General features: G+C 43.7%; 20 protein-coding genes and 1 tRNA gene. 13 read left to right on the top strand and 8 right to left on the bottom strand.

Annotation, left to right across the window (positions count from 1 at the left end):
* The first annotated feature begins 149 nt into the window (after positions 1-149).
* Positions 150-416 (top strand): hypothetical protein, encoded by a 267-nt coding sequence (locus tag AAA938_RS07560; protein ID WP_338221859.1) that lies wholly within the window; start codon positions 150-152, stop codon positions 414-416.
* A gap of 6 nt (positions 417-422) precedes the next feature.
* On the opposite strand, the gene AAA938_RS07565 is transcribed toward AAA938_RS07560, so the two are convergent.
* Positions 423-647, bottom strand: coding sequence for a DUF3820 family protein (locus tag AAA938_RS07565; RefSeq protein ID WP_338228025.1), 225 nt, complete (start codon positions 645-647; stop codon positions 423-425).
* 294 nt (positions 648-941) lie between these two features.
* Here AAA938_RS07565 and AAA938_RS07570 point away from each other — a divergent pair, with 294 nt between their 5' ends.
* The 4 genes from AAA938_RS07570 to AAA938_RS07585 all read left to right on the top strand — a co-directional run bounded on the left by AAA938_RS07570 (position 942) and on the right by AAA938_RS07585 (position 4,659).
* On the top strand, positions 942-1,991 hold the full coding sequence (locus tag AAA938_RS07570) for an outer membrane beta-barrel protein (protein ID WP_338228026.1): 1,050 nt from the start codon (positions 942-944) through the stop codon (positions 1,989-1,991).
* A 1-nt stretch (position 1,992) separates the two neighbouring features.
* Positions 1,993-3,792 carry a Kelch repeat-containing protein gene (locus AAA938_RS07575; RefSeq protein ID WP_338228027.1) on the top strand — a complete coding sequence of 600 codons (1,800 nt, stop codon included), beginning with the start codon at positions 1,993-1,995 and terminating at the stop codon, positions 3,790-3,792.
* A 370-nt stretch (positions 3,793-4,162) separates the two neighbouring features.
* A complete protein-coding gene (locus AAA938_RS07580) occupies positions 4,163-4,336 on the top strand; it encodes a hypothetical protein (RefSeq protein ID WP_338228028.1) in 174 nt (57 codons plus the stop codon).
* A 71-nt stretch (positions 4,337-4,407) separates the two neighbouring features.
* On the top strand, positions 4,408-4,659 hold the full coding sequence (locus AAA938_RS07585) for a hypothetical protein (protein ID WP_338228029.1): 252 nt from the start codon (positions 4,408-4,410) through the stop codon (positions 4,657-4,659).
* Positions 4,660-4,734: 75 nt separating this feature from the next.
* Here AAA938_RS07585 and AAA938_RS07590 read toward each other — a convergent pair whose 3' ends face one another.
* Entirely contained in the window at positions 4,735-4,917 is a 183-nt protein-coding gene (locus AAA938_RS07590; RefSeq protein ID WP_338228030.1) for a hypothetical protein, read from the bottom strand.
* A 154-nt stretch (positions 4,918-5,071) separates the two neighbouring features.
* Here AAA938_RS07590 and AAA938_RS07595 point away from each other — a divergent pair, with 154 nt between their 5' ends.
* On the top strand, positions 5,072-8,131 hold the full coding sequence (locus AAA938_RS07595) for a CHAT domain-containing protein (RefSeq protein WP_338228031.1): 3,060 nt from the start codon (positions 5,072-5,074) through the stop codon (positions 8,129-8,131).
* On the opposite strand, the gene AAA938_RS07600 is transcribed toward AAA938_RS07595, so the two are convergent.
* Both AAA938_RS07600 and AAA938_RS07605 read right to left on the bottom strand, forming a co-directional pair.
* Positions 8,111-8,827 (bottom strand): tetratricopeptide repeat protein, encoded by a 717-nt coding sequence (locus AAA938_RS07600; RefSeq protein WP_338228032.1) that lies wholly within the window; start codon positions 8,825-8,827, stop codon positions 8,111-8,113. The genes AAA938_RS07595 and AAA938_RS07600 overlap by 21 nt on opposite strands.
* The gene (locus AAA938_RS07605; protein ID WP_338228033.1) at positions 8,820-9,371 is read right to left on the bottom strand and encodes an RNA polymerase sigma factor; all 552 of its coding nucleotides are present in this window, start codon (positions 9,369-9,371) and stop codon (positions 8,820-8,822) included. The genes AAA938_RS07600 and AAA938_RS07605 overlap by 8 nt, the downstream gene beginning before the upstream one ends.
* Before the next feature lie 70 nt (positions 9,372-9,441).
* Here AAA938_RS07605 and AAA938_RS07610 point away from each other — a divergent pair, with 70 nt between their 5' ends.
* From AAA938_RS07610 to AAA938_RS07625, 4 genes are read left to right on the top strand one after another with little or no spacing between them, the layout of a single operon-like run.
* On the top strand, positions 9,442-10,836 hold the full coding sequence (locus AAA938_RS07610) for an OmpA family protein (RefSeq protein ID WP_338228034.1): 1,395 nt from the start codon (positions 9,442-9,444) through the stop codon (positions 10,834-10,836).
* Positions 10,837-10,858: 22 nt separating this feature from the next.
* Positions 10,859-12,157: a hypothetical protein gene (locus AAA938_RS07615; protein ID WP_338228035.1), complete on the top strand. Its 1,299-nt coding sequence runs from the start codon at positions 10,859-10,861 to the stop codon at positions 12,155-12,157.
* Positions 12,158-12,169: 12 nt separating this feature from the next.
* A complete protein-coding gene (locus tag AAA938_RS07620; RefSeq protein ID WP_338228036.1) occupies positions 12,170-12,817 on the top strand; it encodes a hypothetical protein in 648 nt (215 codons plus the stop codon).
* 10 nt (positions 12,818-12,827) lie between these two features.
* Positions 12,828-13,388, top strand: a complete 561-nt coding sequence (locus tag AAA938_RS07625; protein WP_338228037.1) for a hypothetical protein — start codon at positions 12,828-12,830, stop codon at positions 13,386-13,388.
* A gap of 223 nt (positions 13,389-13,611) precedes the next feature.
* Here AAA938_RS07625 and AAA938_RS07630 read toward each other — a convergent pair.
* The 4 genes from AAA938_RS07630 to mltG form a co-directional block, all read right to left on the bottom strand.
* Positions 13,612-13,696 (bottom strand) — tRNA-Ser (locus AAA938_RS07630).
* 102 nt (positions 13,697-13,798) lie between these two features.
* Positions 13,799-14,773 carry a YihY/virulence factor BrkB family protein gene (locus AAA938_RS07635; RefSeq protein WP_338228038.1) on the bottom strand — a complete coding sequence of 325 codons (975 nt, stop codon included), beginning with the start codon at positions 14,771-14,773 and terminating at the stop codon, positions 13,799-13,801.
* A gap of 5 nt (positions 14,774-14,778) precedes the next feature.
* Entirely contained in the window at positions 14,779-15,183 is a 405-nt protein-coding gene (locus AAA938_RS07640) for an acyl-CoA thioesterase (RefSeq protein ID WP_338228039.1), read from the bottom strand.
* A gap of 1 nt (position 15,184) precedes the next feature.
* Positions 15,185-16,228 (bottom strand): endolytic transglycosylase MltG, encoded by a 1,044-nt coding sequence (gene mltG / locus AAA938_RS07645; protein WP_338228040.1) that lies wholly within the window; start codon positions 16,226-16,228, stop codon positions 15,185-15,187.
* A 220-nt stretch (positions 16,229-16,448) separates the two neighbouring features.
* On the opposite strand from mltG, the gene AAA938_RS07650 reads away from it, so the two are divergent.
* From AAA938_RS07650 to AAA938_RS07660, 3 genes are read left to right on the top strand one after another with little or no spacing between them, the layout of a single operon-like run.
* On the top strand, positions 16,449-17,549 hold the full coding sequence (locus AAA938_RS07650) for a peroxiredoxin family protein (protein WP_338228041.1): 1,101 nt from the start codon (positions 16,449-16,451) through the stop codon (positions 17,547-17,549).
* A 33-nt stretch (positions 17,550-17,582) separates the two neighbouring features.
* Complete coding sequence (locus AAA938_RS07655; protein WP_338228042.1) at positions 17,583-17,999, top strand: (deoxy)nucleoside triphosphate pyrophosphohydrolase; 417 nt, start codon at positions 17,583-17,585, stop codon at positions 17,997-17,999.
* Positions 18,000-18,004: 5 nt separating this feature from the next.
* Complete coding sequence (locus AAA938_RS07660; protein ID WP_338228043.1) at positions 18,005-18,631, top strand: L-threonylcarbamoyladenylate synthase; 627 nt, start codon at positions 18,005-18,007, stop codon at positions 18,629-18,631.
* Positions 18,632-18,649: the final 18 nt, after the last annotated feature.

Genomic DNA, 18,649 nt, shown 5'->3' on the forward strand with positions numbered 1-18,649 from the left:
TGGATTGTATCTGATTTTTTTTCAGAAAATGCCCCCTCTTTGTCAAATACTTGGCCGAGCATATCCATTCAATGAACTCATCCCCTTATTTTTAACCTGCTTAACACCAAATCCCGGAGTAGACCCACTCCTGCCTGAATTACTTTATTATGAATTGGAACTCTGTCATTGACAAAGCCTTGGAGGTATTGCGTACCTCTGACAAGGGATATGTCCTCATGGATATGTATAACAATATCCTGACCCCTGAAGAGGCTGCTTTCAACAAAATCCAAGTGACACCTTACAATGCCCTGAAATTTATCCAAACTCAATTTTCTGCCATGGGCTTGGATATTTCAGACAAGCATGTGCGGATTAAACTCATCGCTTTGCTGGAGGAATTTGAAAGGCTTCAGAAAGAAAGAATCAAGTAAGGCTTTTTAGCCCTTTCCGTAGGTTCTTCTAAGTTCGGTCAGGATTCCTTCCAGACCGTTGAGGCGAATTTCATAAAGCGTACTCAGCTGCATCCCTAGTTTGCCAGGAGGAAAGCCCTGTCCTTTCATCCATACAAGATAGTACTCGGGGATATCGCAGAGGAGTCTGCCTTTGTATTTTCCAAAAGGCATGGTTTGATTTACTAAGTCGATCAAAATTTCCCTATTCATCCCTGCAAAGCTAGAGGAAAAGGAGCAAAAACATGGATTTAGAATTACCCTTGATTTTATCTCCCGCTCTTGTTTTTGTGGGGTCTTTTCGACTTGAAAATTTTTTTATTAGAAAAATCGGTTATCTATTTAACTATTGAGAACTCCCGTTACCTTTGCAACGAAAACCTGTATTCTCACTGTCTAATTATTTTCCTCTTGCTAGTTACTCTCTCCCTTGCCCCTATACGGGTATTTTTGTTGGTTTTTGGTCTGTTTTTATTTTTCTGTATTCGCTCGGAGGCCCAAACTTCCATGAAAACAGATTACATCATCATTAATGATTCGATCTTCGCACAGGGAAAAGTCGAGGGAATCCCCGTGGAAGACAATCGGGTGGTTTATTTCATAAGAAGTAAGCGGGAAGGGCCTAAGCGATATTCGGTCGAAGAGGTCTCCGAATTTCAGGTGTCCGAAAGGAAATTTTTCAGAAAGCGATTGAACTGGCAAGGAAAAAGTCAATTTGTCTTTTTGGAAAGACTTCCCAGGCCTTTCGTAAAGGCGATTTTCTGGAAATTGAACGGGGAACCCAATCAATTCTTTGTGGAAGTGGATCAGGAGCTCCTTCCTTTGGAGGAGGATTATAAGGAAACCTTGAGATCAGCTTTTTCAGATAAGAGTCTGGAAAATCTGATCCCTATCACGAGGTTGAAAGAGGGTTCACTCATCTACTTTTCCAGGACAGCTAGCACTATCCAGAAGGAGAGGACTTTCTCCAAGTTTGCCTCCATCACTCCCCACGCAGGTATTGGATTGAATTCGATTGAGTTTTTGATACCTGAAAGTCTCGAGGAGGTCAAGCTGCAGGCTGCTGCACCTGTGATCGGGCTGAACGGTGAATTATTTTTGAACTTTAATAGAAGCCTTTCCTTCAATTTGGGATTGAAATGGTCGCAATTGGATGCACAGCAATTCCGGCAATATTCATGGAAAGGTTCTGATTTTCAGACCGACGTATTTGTAGATATGTCTTGGGTTCAGGTACCCGTTGCCGCTCGATATTACTTTGATTTGAATCCAAATCGGTTCAGGATTTTTGCAGAAGCAGGGTTGGTTTATGTTCAAGCTTTCTATTCGACTTCAGGGCTTTTTATGGCAGAGATAGAAGGCAATCAAGTCACTACTTCTTCACCTCCTCTGGAACTGGGAACAACCTTTACTGGCACTGGATTTGGCTTGGGTGCTGATAAATATCTTCCCAATCGAAGAGCGGTAGTTTTTGGATTCAACTATTCCAAGGCTACCGGAGATTCTAAGGATGGAGCGCTGGCAGGTTTGAATTTTTATTTGGGATATAAATTTTAAAATGATGAATTGGTTAAGACATAGTTTTTGGGTTGTAATGATTTTGCTGGCCGGGACTTCCTGCCGACAAGAGGAAGAAATAACACTGAGGGATTATCCATTCATAGAGAGCTTGGGTGTTTCTGATTTGAATCAAACTGGTGTTTCAGTAAATTTTGAAATTAAGAAAGCTGGAAGAAATTCTATTCAAGAGCATGGTCTTGAGTATTTTTTGAGTTCACCCAATGCCAACCCCACGGAGTTTGCAGATGTGATGAAGGTATCTCAGGCGGGATCTCCCAGCGGAGAGGTCGGGTCCCTTCGGATTCAGTACGACTTGATTGATGGTAGAAATTACTTGGTAAGACCCTATGTGAAAGCAGGTGAGACGACCGTCTACGGGGAATTTCTTCCATTTACCAGTTTGGGGACCTCTCCTCCAGTAGTCACCGAGGTAAGTCCGACCTCCTTTTATAGAAGTGCCAGAATCACCATTAAGGGAGACTTTTTTAATTCGCGGATCGAAAACAATGAAGTCAGGATTCCCGAATTGGAAAATGATTTTCGTGTAACCCTTTTGAGCGCGACCAATCAGCAATTGGAAATTTTGGTAGAAAATACCTCGTATAATTTCCAGCCCACTGAGCAAAAATTCGATTTATTGATCAAAAGCGGCGGGAAGACGGTTACCCTTTCAGATGTGTTTTCTATTACGGTACCTTCTATTCTGTCGGTGGAGCCTAGGCAAGTCTATGTGGGGGAAAAGCTAAGGATTTTCACCAGCTATCCTGAGCTCAACATAACTTATGATTTTTTGCTGCAATCGGGAGAAAACTTTATTCAGGAAATTTATCCATTGACCTCTTTGGAGGGAGGTGTCTATGAAGGATCAGTACGATCTCTTCCCACAGGCCCCTCTTTTATTAGAATGTCATTTCCCGGTTATTTTAGTCAATATTCCCAGCCCATAGAAATTCTTCCTTCTTGGGAAGTATTCCAAGATGGACTGGATGTCCCTCAACTCCATGAATTTCGCAAGTATCCATTTGGTGACCGGATTATCTTTTGGAAAAACAGTGGGGACGAGAGGGAAAAATTTTATCAACTTCAAGTGGGAAACACGTCCTTGGAAGCGTTTCAAGATGAGGCCAACCAGCCTTTTCAGCGAATTGCCGAACTGATGGTAGGGCTGAATGACAGGTATATTTATTACGGCTTGGGCGTGGAGTTTTCCGGTAATAATGAGATCCATCACAAGGATTTTCATCGCTATGATTTTCAGACAGGTCGATGGGAAAGACTGGGCGATTTCCCTTTTGATTTTTCGCACGTAGTGAAATCATTCTCCGTCAATGGAAAAATTTATGCTGTCTTATTTAATTACCTCAATTTCCGGGAATATGATCCGATCACTGACCAATGGAGGTTAAGCGAGATTCAGGTGCCTTCTGAGGTCAGAAATTCAAATAGCTGGGTAGTGGTAGGCGATTATTTCTATTTTGTTTCCGGGAATTCAACCTTGCAGATTAAAAGGTATCGTATAGGCGGGCAAGTTGAACCTGTGGCAAATGGACCTTCACTTTTCAACTTTCAAGTAAACATGAGTGAATGGAAAGGGAATTTACTGATTTCCGATGGAAGTAATCTTTACCGTTTGGACTTGAATACACTTAGATTAAATGCAATCCAACGGATCTACGAGAGCCCATTCAATTATTTTACCTCTTGGCCTACTTCGCAAGGGTTTCTTCAGGCTTTACCGGTCAATGGGAATTCCTACATTCAGGAAAATAAAGTATATCGATTGATTCAGGAATTCTGATAGGTCTTGATTTTCTGAAAAAACAGGTTTTTTCTGCCTAAGAAATCATGGCTAAAACTAGGGAATCTGTTTTTGGATCCATCCTGAGCAAAGGCAGTTCGTCCTTCAAAAAAATGGGGTGAAACTGCCTTTTTTTTGAAAAAATACCCACTACTGGGTATTTTTCTACCCTCCTCAATCCCTACCTTTGAGTAATTACAAGGCAGAAATTAAAGCCTTCAAGTGGGTACTTTTTCCTGTTAATTTTTATCGGCGTGAGGAAAAATTCAGATGGGAATAAAGTTTGGCATCCAATTGGGTGATTAGTGACTACCAGCCTTTCCAATGTGTGAAAAGCTTTTTTATGATCTATTTTAAAAACAGGTTTACTTTGAAAAAACATTCCGAAAAAGTGCAAGCTAAAAGAGAGGATATTCTCAGAAAGCGCAGGAAAAAAAATGAGGAGTTTCGGATTGATTTCATGCCCCTGTGCATGGATGAGGACCTTCAGGCAATGAGCGATTTTTATCAGGAGAAAAACAAGAAAAAGGATAACCTGGATTAATTCCGGCCAACTTGAGCTGGAATTGACTATTCAAAGTTTCCTTTTTTTACCTTTCGGGCAAATTTCCAAGTATGTTTGACAGTCCCGATTATCCCAAATCCCTTTCCGAAGATCAATTTGAGCTTTGGATGGAAAAGGGGAGAAACAGTCCGCTTTCCTATTCTTACCTTTTTATAATCTGGAGTGAACTGGATGAAGATTATTATCCAGTATTTGCCGAGGAGAGAGAGGCCATTGAGGAATTTGGTAGATATGGGCTTTCGGCCGAAAACCAAGTTTTGGTAGCGGCCTATGATCTATTTTCACAAACTAGGGTGGCCTAGGATATCCAGTTAGTTTATTCCCAAACCTGTACTTTTCCTCCATGTGAGATCATCAATTCATTGATAGCAGAAATGCTACTTCTTCTTTTGGATAGGGTAAAGGAAAAGCAGGAGATAGAAGTTAGGTGATGGATGTGCAGGCAAATCAGATCCAAACGCTTTTGTTTCGTCCAATGCCCACATGGTGCCCTTGGCAGCTATGATGTAGTCCACCGAATTGGTCAATCCTGGCCAAGTCAGTACTTTCCAAACACCCAAGTGACAGTATCCGGAGACTTCTTTCCAATCCTTCTCTTTTTTGGATTACCCTCTGATTTTTCAGACCTAATTTAGCCGGGAGACGCAGAAAAAAATCTGCTCATAATCCCAATTTTGCTATTTTGCACAAGCGTGGATTTAGTGGATTTTTGGTATGCAAAGATGGTTGAGTAGTCTTTTTATTTTGCTTTTCTGTGTTCAGATGGAGGGTTTTTCCCAAGCATTTGATGCCTATTTGGATTCAATAGATCGGGGTAAGAAAACCAACTTTTCCTATAACCGAAAAGCTGCTTCCGACTTTATGGAGAAGGTTTTGATTGGAGGACTTGGTTCGGAAACCCAGCTAACTCAGGCATTTCGGGCCTGGACTGAGCTAACATTTTTTGGCCGACGCTACCGTGAACTTTTAGAAAAAGGCCCTTCCTACCTTGAACTCTTTTCCCAAAGCCCCAACAGAAATTTGCTTCAAGCCGAATGGAGCTACTTTGATTATTCTTCTCAAGTGGCCTTGACCGGAAAGCAGGATTTGGCGCATTTGCAATCTCTAGTTAATCGACTTTCGAATTTCCCTCAAAGCAGACGCGTCTACGGGCTATCATTGGATCGGCTGGGAAGGACCTATTTTGACCTCAACAGGTATCAGGAAGCACTGACCGCCTTGAAGCAAGCAGATCAGATTTTTTCAGAAATGGGGTTTTTGCTCGTATCATCCAGCAATAGAACAGTGCAAGGGGTGGTCTGGGATGCTTTGGAGCAGTTTTCGGCATCTGCTGAGGCTTATGAATCTTCTACTCAGCTTTTGGGACTCTTGGATCAGAAACCTTACAGTACTATTGCCGCCAATTCTTATAATCTTGGGATTCTATATCTGGACAGGCTAGGAGACCCATTTCGGGCCTTGCCCTATTTCAAGCAGGCTTTGGACAGTGATCGAAAAGACGGTGGTGATTCCAGTTTTTATTTGGGAGATGATTACAAAATGTTGTCTCTTGCCGCCTTAAAAATGGGAGATCTCAGCCAGGCAGAATTTCAAGCCAGAAGATCTGTGGGGCATTTTCAGGCAATCGGTCAGGAATCTTCCACCCAAATGGCCTCTTCCAAACTTCAGTTGGCATTGGTCCTTCATCACCGGAAAAAGTCTGAAGAGTCAGTCAAGCTCGCAAAGCAAGCTTTGGAAATTCTCGAAAGAGAAAGGCGGACAAAGAATACCGACGTAAGGAGATCAAAAGCACAGGGATTTAATCAGTTGGGCCTGTATCTGAGCCAATTGGGAGATGTGGTAGGCGCAAAAGCTGCGTTTGATCAAGCCTTGAGTTTGGCTGATGAGTTGGGTAGGGATATTTTTAAGATTGAGGCTTTGAAAGGCTTGATCCGTTTGGCTATGACTCAGGGAAATTTCCCATCGGCCAGGATCTACCTTTCGGAGTTGGATCATATTCTTAATTCAAAATTCAAGGATGCAGCCTCACTTCAGGCAGAATCCAAGCTGCTCCATTTGGAATTGGAGCAAAAGGAGGGTCGAAGTAATCATGTGAGTTGGGAGCGTTCTTTGGATCAGTTGATAGAAGAGTTGGTAAGATTAAAATCTTCCCGTGGATTGCTTTTGGAGGCTATGCGGCTAAAGGCTGTTTTTTTGCAGACGGGTACTCAAGATCAAAATGCAGCTTCAACCTTTTTGAACGAAGTTATTTCTCAGGTGGAGACTCTGAAAAGAGATCAAACCGGCCTGATCAATTCTGTCTCCGTGCTGACTGAAGTAAAGCCATTGATCGAGGAATCGCTTTTTTTGGCCTGGACATTTCAAGGAAAGGAGAAAGATAAGTCGAAGGTCTGGGGTGATTTGGCCATCAGGCTGATGGAGATCCAAAGGAAGGTGGTTTATGAACAAGGCAGAGGTGAGGAGTTGGTCAAGATGTGGGAAGAGAAAGATAAAAGGTCTTGGCAGATCACCAGGCAATCTCTGGCAGAAGTAAGGATCAAAATCGCAGGTATTCAGCAGGGCCAAAACTCCGACAAATCCAAGCTTTTGGATTGGTATGAGGAGGAGGATAGCCTTCTTAATCTTCTTTCTACTATCGAATCCAAAATGAAGTCACCAAAAGAGTCAGGCCTTGACTCCGATGTGATCCAGAGGATATTAAGCGATCTCAAGGAGGGGCAAGGATTGATTTCTTTTTTTCTTGGGGAGGAATCCATTTTTTATTGGATTGGAGATTCTAAAGGGTCAAGTTTTGGGTATCTGGATCATAGCGCTGACAGGATTTTGGACCTCACCTCTTGGGTAGGTCAGATCAAAAATCCCGTGAGATCGGGGTCTTTACCCGATTTATGGGTAGAGGATTGGATTCCGGGCTTTTCTTCTTCCTACCAATCCCTTACAGTGGTACCTGATGGTTTGCTTTGTCAGGTGCCTTTTGAGGTTTTTAAGCTAAAGGATCAAAAGCCATTGATAGAAAATACTACCGTCCGATATATCCCTAGCTTCCAGGTCCTGCAAAAGAGACCGATTGATCATTTAGAAAAAGACTGGATGGGTTTTGCGCCCTCCTACAAGTTAAGGTCTCTGCCTGGTAACAGGGAAGAGGTGACCCAATTGAGCCGTTTGACAGGAGGAGAAGCCTACTTTGACTCTGCAGCTTCCAAAGCCAATTTCTTGAATAAAGCCCCGAGGGCAGGCCTGATTCATCTGGCAGTCCATGGAGAATTGGATGGGATTTCACCCAATTTCAGTAGACTGTGGTTTGGGGATGAGGAAGAGGAGACCCTTACTGCCTTAGAGATATTCGAAATGCCACTGGACGCAGAACTGGCCGTGCTGAGTGCCTGCAATTCGGGGGTGGGGGATGAGCAATTTGGTAATGGATTGCTCAGTTTGGCTTACTCTTTTATGGTGGCGGGGACTCAAAGTACAGTCATGAGTCTTTGGGAAGTTCCGGATAGGGAAACCGGGATTTTGATGGAAGCTTTTTACCAGCGTCTCAAAGAGGGCAATCGAAAGGACGAAGCTCTTCGCTTAGCCAAATTGGACTATTTGAGTCAGGTGAATGATCCTGCCTTGGCCGATCCGTACTTTTGGGCGGGGTTTGTCATACTTGGAGATTCTGAACCCGTCTATTCCAAATCTTTTGCATGGATTTGGATCAGTATGATCTTGATTATCCTGGCTGTCGGAATGATTTGGAGACAAAAAAGGCTAAGGGAGCAATCGAATTAGTTCCTTACTTTTTTCCTGAAAAGGTCCCTCTTCCTCGGTCAGTTGTTCCAACTGTGACTTTGCTTCCTTCTTTTGGCCCAATTTCAGCTGGGCCAAAGCCCAATACCATCCTGCCCGGTGGCGAAGTGTGCCATCTTGGGAGTTCAAAAGCGGGTCAAGAGCTTGCTTTGCCGTGGAAAAATCTCCAAGTGCCAAGAGGCAGTTTCCTTCATAGAGGATGACGAATTCGGGCTTTTCACTTTTATCGAGTTCGGAAAAGTGCCGAAGAGCTTCTTTCCATTCTCCTTTTTCATAAGCAATGAGGCCTTGGTTTATGGTAGAGGATTCTCCGGTGCTTCTGGTAATAGGTTGATAGATATTGGGCTGGGGAGAAAAGTAAGCCTGAAACAATTCATTTTGGTCTTTTGGCAAAAACAGCCAAAGCCCGGCAATGCACGCAAGGAGAGCTATACTGGCAGCCGCTACCCAAAATCTCCTTCTTTTCAGGTTGATTTGATGACTTTTTTCCAGTCGATTCAGCTCGGACCGGAAGGAGTTTTCGTCCTCATTCCACAGGGCCTTTTGCACGCCAAGCTGAAATGAGACTTCCTCCCCAAGTTCAGAATCTTGAGCGATTAGCTGTTCGAACTGTACTTTTTCAGCTTCACTCATTTCTCCTTGAAGATAGCGCTCGATCTGTAGGTCTCGGTCACTCATTGGTTTTTTGTTTTTCAAGCCAGATTTTCAATGATTTCAAGCAACGGCTTTTTTGAGCTCTGACTGTATTTTCATTTTCATAGCCTTCCTTTTCCTGGATTTCTTTGATTTTTAGTCCCTGAATGTAGAATAATGTTAACATTCTCTGGCATGAATTTCCCAATTGTCGAATTCCCTTTTGGATCAGGTTTAGGTTTTCGTCCAGGTCCTCTTTGTCTTCAGCATCTTCCCAATCCTCAATCTCAGGAAATTCAGAAATGGACATCCACCCCCTTTTGCCTTCTTTTTGGATCAGGTCATAGGCCTTGTATTTTCCTATTGCAAAAAGGTAGGTCTTGAATTGATGCTTCACTTCCGACAGTTTGCCCTGGATCGCTTTTTTCCTTAAAGTGATCAGCGTATCATGAAAAATAGAGAGCGCCTCATCTTCATTTATTCCCGTTTTTCTCAGAAAAGATAAAAAGGGAGTTCTGAAGGTAGAATAGAGCTCTTTCAGACCTAGTTCGTCTCCTGTCAACGCCTTGACCCATTTAGGATCTATCATAAAAATTTTTTCTCCGGGTGGTTAATGTTTTCTATCGCTCTACCCACTAAGCTAAAAACAAAACTATCAAATGATGAAGCGATACGTATTTTTTCTTCTGCTATTTATCGGAATGGGATTTTTGTCAGATTTTGGGCTTAGGGCTCAATTTATCAAAGATCTCAAAAAAAGAGCCGAAGAAGCAGCCAAAAGAACTGTCGAAAGAAAGACTGAAGAAAAGACGGAACAAACCACCGAGCAGGCTATTGATTCCCTTTTCAGCATTCGGGTCAAAAAGAAAAACCCCGAATCTAATCCAGAGGAAGTTTGGGAAGAGAATGCAGACCCGGTGTTTCCGGAGGATATGGAAGAATCTTTTGACGATCCCGGCCCCAAAAGTCTGCAAGCCTACTCCAAATTTGACTTTATCCTGGGTTCGGATATCCTCTACGCGTCAGATTTTTCGGGGGATGCCTTGGGTGACATGCCGGAAGGGTGGGTTAGTTCGATTGTGCTTGAGCTGGTAGAAATAAATGGTTTTGAAGGAAAATGGATCCAACTGGGTAAGGGAGAAAATTCTTTCACCCCGATAGACCTGGGAGAGTTGCCGGAAAACTTCACGCTGGAATTTGATCTGATCTTGGATGTGGATGCCCAGAAGTTTGCCCCGGGCACTCGTCAGTTTTTGGTGGTATTGAATGATTTGGAGTCGCCAACCATTCAGCTGGGCAATAGGCGCGCAGGCAATCACTTGGTCAACATGGGCTTCAATGCCGATCACAAAAATCTGGAGAAAAGGTGGAAGGATAGTCAATACAATGAATTCGTGAATACCCCGATACCCATGCTAAGCAAGGAAAACCTGGAGCGGGGTGATGTGATCCGGGTGTCGCTTTGGAAAAATAAAAACCGGGTGCGGCTCTATCTGGATGAGGAGAAAGTATTTGACATCGTCCAAGCTCAGCCAGATCACTCCCCGTTCCGCTCGCTGAAATTTTATTCCAATAATGCCAATGAGGACGAGTTTTTCTACTTCTCCAATCTTCGCTTTGCCGATGCTCCTCCCATCATCAAAAATAAACTGGCAGAAGGAGTCTTTGAGGCTACAGGGATCTATTTTGACCCGGGAAGTGCAGTGATTCGGCCTGAATCTTATCCCACGCTGAAACAAATTGCTGATTTCATCCAGGCCAACGGAGGCAGTTTTTCCATTGCAGGCCATACCGACACCACAGGGGATAAGGAACAAAATCGCCTCCTGTCTGAGCAGAGGGCTTCGGCTGTACGCAAAGCCTTAGTGAAGGAATTCGGAGTAGATACCAATCAGCTCGCTTCCCGTGGCTATGGACAGCGCTACCCGCTCTACCCCAACGATACCCCTGAAGGACGTGCCAAAAATCGACGAGTGGATATCATCAATCTCCAAGTAGTCCCTGACTATGAAGAGCAGCTGATGGTGAAAGTATTTGGGGAGGGGAGAAACTAAACATCAATTTAAATCACAACCTATGATAAAGTATCTATTCTTTTGGATTGGGCTCCTTTTGACCTTCTCGTCCTTTGCCCAAGGCAATCTCTGGGCAGGGGTCTGGAATTCGGATAAAGGGGATTTGTCGATTATTCAGGCAGGGGGCTATATCTACGGAGCCCATGACCAATGGATATTCTTTGGCAAAGTATATCCCGGAGGAAGGAGAGCTGCCGGGACTTTTGTCAATGCTGCCCAGAAAAGCTCAGGTCGGTTTGATATCCTGATTAACGGAGACAATGCTTCCTTTTCCGGATTCATGGCGCCCGGAGAGGATTTTCGTGTGCTAACTAAGGATAATGCTCTTCCTTGGGACGGAAACAAAACCCAAAAAGAACTGCTGACCTTTGCAGACAAAAACGGCAACCATGTAGTCATGTCGGCTCAAGGGATGATCAATGGCATACAGGACAACGGACGTGTTTTCTATGGAAAAGCCAAAACCATCCAAATGAATTTTCTCACTGCTGACGTGGAACTGGCCCGATTGGACCCTACAGGAAAACGTGCAGATCCACCCATAAAAGGCGAATTTATCCTCTTTTCAGAACTTTTTGGCCCTGAAAATGTCAAGATGGCAGTCAGTGGTGTAGGCTCTATCGCTCGCTGGCAGGCTGCTCGAGAGGCAGAAGCCAAGCGGATAGAAGCCCAAAACAAGGCTGAAGCAACCAAGCCCATTCCGAAGGCTTCTCCCAATCTGTACCGCCTAAAAATGACTTACAACGATGTCACCCTCACCAAGGCACGAGTGGGACGAAACCAACGAGGAAGTTTGGGTATATCCGCGCTTATTTCTGGCCCAAAGCCTAGGGAAGAGCAAATCAGCCACGTTCGCGAAAACCGAACTCGAGCAAAGAGCAATTTTACTTGGTTTGGATGGTTGGGGAGCTTCTCCAGCACTTGGCCGGAAGGTCAAAAACGGAACCTCGACAAGTTTGTGATCTGGAATATCCCCTTTTCCACCACTGAAATCCAGTCTTCCACTATGAAGCTCACCACTTCCATGCGATTTGCTTGGGGACCAAATCTACTGGCTGCGGACATGTGGGCAGATCGATCCAGCAACTTGGCTGAAATCATCAAATACTTATCCGCTCAGACTCAAGCAGCTGACTATCCCAACGCGAGTGGAGGACGAAAGCGCCTGCCGAATTCGGATGAAACATTCTGGCTGGAAACAGCTGGCGGCAAGCGCTATGTCCGTGGAGAAGGAGAAATGTATGATGACAAAGATCACGTCAGATTTCGCTATACCTACACCCTTGAATTAGTCGACTAACCTATTTCTACTATGAAAAAATACCTATCAATTCATCTATCAGGGCTCATTTTTATCCTGGGAATAAACCTTGGATATGCCCAAGCACCTTTTGCCTTGGCAAAAAAAGAATCCTTATCCGTCCGGTCAGGAGAGGGGGATGCTGATCGGATTCTGGAAGAGATCCGGAGTCAAAAGCCAGTTCTGAATCTAGACCGGGATGTGCTGCGCCAATTGGGTGACAGACAGGTTCAAGGCCTGTTGGTTTACAAAGTAAAACAGGGCGGAAAGGTGGTTTTTGAATCTGAACGTATACCCGTGACACTGAATCAGCGATTTTCCGAGCTGGATCTTTTTTCTCAAGGCTTGGAAGAATCCATGATTAATACTTGGGAAAAGCAGGGGTTCATTCGCCGTCAGGTGGGTAGGATCGATGACCCCGAAGCCAAGGGAGGAAATCTCCCCGCACCCAAATCGCCTCAGGATGGCAAATCCGGCGGGACTACTTCCGGCAAGTCCAGCGGCAACCTAAAGCCCATTTCCAAGACCGAAAAGCAGGGCTTTATTCGCAGGCAGGTCGGTCGAATCCCCAAATCTCAATACGAAGTGGAAGTGACGCTCCAAGGGCCAAATGATCGCGGCAACTCACAGCCTTCCACCTATTTTATTCAAATCGATTAATCTACAAGCCATGAAATCAGAAATTTTAAAACTTTCAATCGTCATATTCAGCTTGTCCCTTATGGCCTGCGGGTCAGGTACGGAAAATACCACTTCTGAAAACCTCCCCGAACAAGCAATAGACTATCAGAACAAAGCCTTGGGAGATTGGGATGCCTGTGCCGGGATGGATGAGGACATCTTCAGAAAAATATTTGAAGTACCCGATTCCTATCAATTGATGGATATGTCTTCCATGAACGTAAGCAAAGGGACTTGCCTGATGTTTGCAGAAAATGACGGGCAAAAATTCGGGATTATGGTTCAAATGATGTCTACCCCTTCTACTTATAAAATCATGGCAGCTGGCATTTTGCGTGATTTTGAAAAAGTCCCGGAAGAACTGAGGGTAAAGGGACTGGGTAAGGAAGCAGCTTGGGTGGAGCGGGAAAACCGCAAGGTGTCTGGAATCACAGTGGTCGGCGATGACCATGTAGTGGCGATAATGGCTGACCATTACAACACACGGGATCGTGATGAACTTCAGCCTATGCTGGAGAAGTATTACAGGCATTGGCTCAAGTCTCACTAATCCTAAAAATATAGGATTCGAGGTAGACTTTTGATTCGTAAAAAGATTTAGATTGGGTTAAAAGCAAATAAAGCCAGACAAAAGTCTGGCTTTTTTGCAGAGGAGGAGAGGAACGAGCAGGAATAATAAGTCCGGTGGACTGATTTAGCGAGAGGCTAGGTTACTGGGTTGGACCCAAGGCCTCGAAACAAATAAAGCCAGACAAAAGTCTGGCTTTTAAATGCAGAGGAGGAGGGATTCGAACCCCCGGTACCTCGCGGTACAACGGTTTTCAAGACCGCCGCAATCGACCACTCTGCCACTCCTCTAATTCACGACCTTTATCGATCGAGTGTGCAAAAGTATATCCTTTACCTTTTGCGGGCAAGTCCTTTTTTTCTTTTTCTCCTAAGTGCCTGATTATATCCTGTTTATTTTTCTTGTAGATCATCGGCAAGCACTTTTCTTCGGCTTTCTCTTTGTTTCTGCTTTTCTTCTGCCAAATCCAAACTCACATTGACTTCAAAGCTTACGAGTACAATCACTGATGTGAGGTAAAGCCAAAGCATGAGTGCAATCAGGGTTCCTATCGAGCCATACAGTTTATTGTAGCTGGCAAAGTTTTCCAGGTAAAAAATGAATCCATAAAAGCCTAGTGTGATCAAAAAACCGGAAAGCTGGGCTCCGATGGAGAAAAAATTCCATTTATCGTGCACCGCAGGGGCAAACCGGAAAATAAAGGCTGAGGTGATAAAGAAAACAGCCAAAAGGATAAAGAACTTTAAGCTATTGAATAAAAAGTACATGAAGCTGCTGTTGAATACATGAAGCTCATCCAGTCGGTTGATCAGAATTTCACCCAAAATCATCACCAGACTGGCAGCAATGATGGTAAGCACCAGGGCAAAAACAATACTGATTGCAATCAGTCTAGTTCCGAAAAAACCTCGATTTTCTTTGGTACGATAGACCGAATTAAAGGAATCCATCATGGATACCACACCCTGAGTAGATGCAAAGAGCGCAAAAAAGAAACCGAAGGACAGGAGACTTTGACGAGGTTTGGAGACGATATCCATCAGGGTCGTTTCAATGTTTTGGTAGATTCCCAAAGGAATAATTCCCTTGACGAAGGCAAGGATATTTTCCGTGGTTACCAAGGGATAAATATCCTGGATATAGGGAATCAGATTCAAAATAAACAGGAGGAGAGGGAACAAAGCCAAGGTGTAACTGAATGCCATAGACCCTGCTCGCTCGTTGATATCATCTTTTTTGAGTTGTTGGATAAAAATACGGGTGACATCATAAAGATTTTTGTCCGGATGCCCAAAGTGGATTTTTTTCAGTTTTCTGGCTTTGAGCTGCAGTCGTATTCTGTATTTGAAAATTTTCTCTTTGACCACCTTTCTTAAAAATAGCGTTTCAATAAATCTAACAAAATTCCCGGTGGTCGAGTCGGCTGATGGGAATCTTTTTTCAGGAAAGCCAATGTAGTCCAGCCTTCTGTAATCAGTTCCTTATTTTCATTAAGTACCTGATATTCAAAGCGAATTCGGACTCCTGGAAGTTGGGGGATGGTCGTTTTGATGGTCAAAAGTTCATCGTACTTTCCGGGTTTGAGGTAGCGAAAATGGCTTTCCAAAACCGGCATCATCACCCCGTCCTCTTCCATTTTGCGGTAAGAGAAACCAGCCGATCGCATGGCTTCTACCCGGGCTACTTCGAAGTACATGGCATAGTTGCCGTAGTAGACATAGCCCATTTGGTCAGTTTCTGCGTAGCGGACTCGGATTTGGGTTTCGGCTTGGAACATGCTAAAATATTTTTGCTGCATTCAATGCGGCCTGATATCGGCGGGCATTGGCCAGGTGTTCATTGTAAGTGACCGCGAAAGCATGATAACCAGAAAAATCCTCCTTGGCGCAGAAATACATGTATTGGTGTTTTTCTGCATTGAGGACTGCATTTAAGGAGTTGATATCCGGTAGATTAATCGGTCCCGGAGGTAGTCCCGTGTACTTATAGGTATTGTAAGGACTGTCGATTTCTTTGTGGATGTTCAGAATCCGCTTCAGCGTAAAATCCCCGGTGGCATAGACCAATGTAGGGTCCGCTTGCAGCGCCATTCCGATTTTGATACGGTTGAGATATACCCCAGCTATTTTGGCTCGTTCGTCCGCCTTTTGGCTTTCGGCCTGTACGATGGAGGCAAGCGTGCTCACCTCTTTTTGAGTAAGGCCTATGGCTTGAGCTTTTTGTTTTCTTTCTTCCGTCCAAAATGACTGATATTCCTTGTACATCCGGTCAAAAAGTCCTTCGGCACTGGTATTCCACCAAAGTTCATAGGTGTTGGGGATAAACATGGAAAGAATGGTCTCCTCCTCAAAATCAAACTTTCGGATGTAGACCGAGTCCTGCACCAGTTCCAGAAACTGCTCTGGAGATACCTCAAGATTGGCTGTGATTTTTTCTGCCAGTTCTTCCTTGGTTCTGATGGTATTGAACGTGACCTTTACCGGGACCTGATCGCCAGACCTAAGCCTCCTTACGAGTTGCAGGTTGCTCATTTTTGGATCGATTTGGTAGAGTCCAGGTTTGACAGCATCCTGATAATCCAGTACTTTGGCCACAAAACTGAAGCTCAGTGCGTCATTGATCACCTGATCCTCATAGAGTTGATTGACAACCGTTTTAAAAACCGATCCGGTTGGAATTTTCAGATAATAGGGTTGATCCTTTTCAGGAAGGGTGTTTGGGCTATAGAAGACCTGATAGAAATAAAAGGTCATAGAAATCGCCAATACGGAAATAGAAACCAAGGCGATCAGAAGTAATTTTTTACGCTTTTCGAGTTGCATACGCGGCAAAAATAGGAAATAAAACCGGGGGAATTAAAAAGTTGGGCTTGCCTTGAATTTACGATTTGGGATTTTTGATTTACGGCCCATAGGTTAATTTCAAAGTTGGTCTCCCGAAGTTGTAATTCTTGCTTTAAGGTAGAATATTCCATTTTCTGACTTACAAATACTAAGGGTTCTATTATTTTGGGTGATCATGATTTGATTTTAAAAATTAGGTATGAAAAAAGAGTTGTTTATTTGCTCACTTGCGGCTTTTGGTTTTGGGTGCGAAAAGACCCATTCACCAGAGGAAGTATTTCAAAATTCCAAAGATAAAATCCTAGAGGCCAAACAAATTGGGTTTAATCAAATGATGCTTTGGGAAGATCCTAACTTAGGGGATGTCGATACTATTTTTCGTGAGTCATTCTTTCAGAAGAATCCAAATGCGGAATTAGGGTATGACTTTTTTGGAAAAAAGGAGGATGTAGAATTCTGGTTTGTAGAAAACGTTTCTTATGGAGTAGATCACAAAAAAAAGGAAGTGACTGTATGGGAAAATCAAACAGACTTACTTCGGGGAAATGCTTACAGGTCATTTAGCCCAATCCATTTGCTGGTCCAAGAGCCATTTACCTACAGAAAAGATACAGTGATAAGCAGGAAAACCCTGATGGATTTTGTTTGGTTGGAAATGGATACGGTGATTTCCGAGAAGAAAATTTATCTAGAAAATCATCTGTTTATCAATCCTGCCAATTCCCTACCAGAGTTTCTTTCACGGAGACTTTATCACGACGGCAAAAGAAATCAGCTGATTGAAGTTTTTTATTCTAATTATACCTTTTATCAAGGTGAAGACCCTTTGCAGCCCACTTTCCCAAAAGGTTATATTTCAAAAGTAGAAGATGAAAAAACGATAGTGTCAAATCTCCTAAAAGTGGGTGATACAGCACCGGATTTCAAACTTCAAGATATGCAGGGGAAATGGGTAAAATTGAGTGATTTTCAGGGGAAAAAAGTGCTCTTGGATTTTTCTATGATCCACTGTGGCTGGTGTAAGATCGCAATCGATGAGTTTAAAAAGCAGTCTTTTTCATTTGGCGAAAATGTCGTTCCGCTTTATGTCAATCCCGTGGATGAGCAGACAAAAATGGAAAAATATCAGGCTAGAGTGGGAATACCTTTTCCAGCTTTAATTGATGCTCAGGAAGTAGCCATGACTTATGGAGTGAAAGGATACCCCACCTTTTACCTAATTGATGAAAAGGGTGAGATTGAGTTGGTAAACGAAGGGTATTCCGATCAGTTGATTCAACTTTTGAATGCAAACAAGTAATGAAAAGATGGTTTTTGCTAGTTTTTTGAACAAATGAAAATCATCCCCGTCACTTGTGCACTCATTTTCTCGGAGGGGAAAGTTCTCGCTACCCGAAGGTCTCAAACCATGGATTTGCCGGGCAAATGGGAATTTCCCGGTGGAAAAGTGGAGGAAGACGAAAGTCCAGAGGAGTGCCTGAAGAGGGAGATTCAGGAGGAGCTGTCCATCGAGATTGAGATTTTCGAAAAATTGAGCCCAGCCGATTTTACTTATCCCGGCAAAACCATCCGACTTATTCCCATGGTGGCATATTGGACAGGAGGGCAATTCCATCTGGCAGAGCATGATCAAATGATTTGGTTGGGGAAAAAAGACCTGATTTCTTTGGATTGGGCCCCGGCGGATTTACCCATTGTGCACGAATTAATCGAAAAATGGGTTAAGCTTGTAGATTCAAAAGAAAGGTAACAACCATGGCCGAGTTTATCAGGCTTTACGAAGAAAATCCGGACCCTCGACGAGTCCGACAAATTGTGGATATCTTACGAAACGGCGGGATAATCATTTATCCAACCGATACCGTGTATGGCTTGGGATGCGACATCACCAACCAAAAAGCCGTGGAAAAGATCTGCAAAATCAAAGGCATCAACCCTAAGAAGCACAACTTTTCCTTTGTATGTGCCGACCTGAGCAATATTTCTCAGTACACTCGGGTGATCACCAAGCCGGTTTTCAAGATGATGAAAAAAGGCCTTCCAGGACCCTTTACCTTTATTTTGGAAGCCAGCTCCCAAGTGCCAAAAATCCTTCATAGCAACAAAAAAACAGTAGGTATCCGGGTTCCCAACCATGGAGTGCCCCGGGCTATTGTGGAGGAACTTGGTCAACCCATCCTTTCCACCTCCATTCATGATGAGGATGAAATCATCGAGTACAGCACCGATCCGGAATTGATTTTTGAGAAGTATCAAAACCTCGTGGATGTGGTTATCGACGGGGGCTATGGTTCAAATGTGCCCTCTACCATTTTGGATTGTACCGGGGACGAGGTAGTTCTGATTCGTGAAGGACTTGGAAACTTGGAGGAAATTCTTTAATAGAGAAAAGGAACAAGA

The sequence above is a fragment of the Algoriphagus taiwanensis genome (genome assembly GCF_036245645.1).
GTDB classification, from domain to species: domain Bacteria; phylum Bacteroidota; class Bacteroidia; order Cytophagales; family Cyclobacteriaceae; genus Algoriphagus; species Algoriphagus taiwanensis.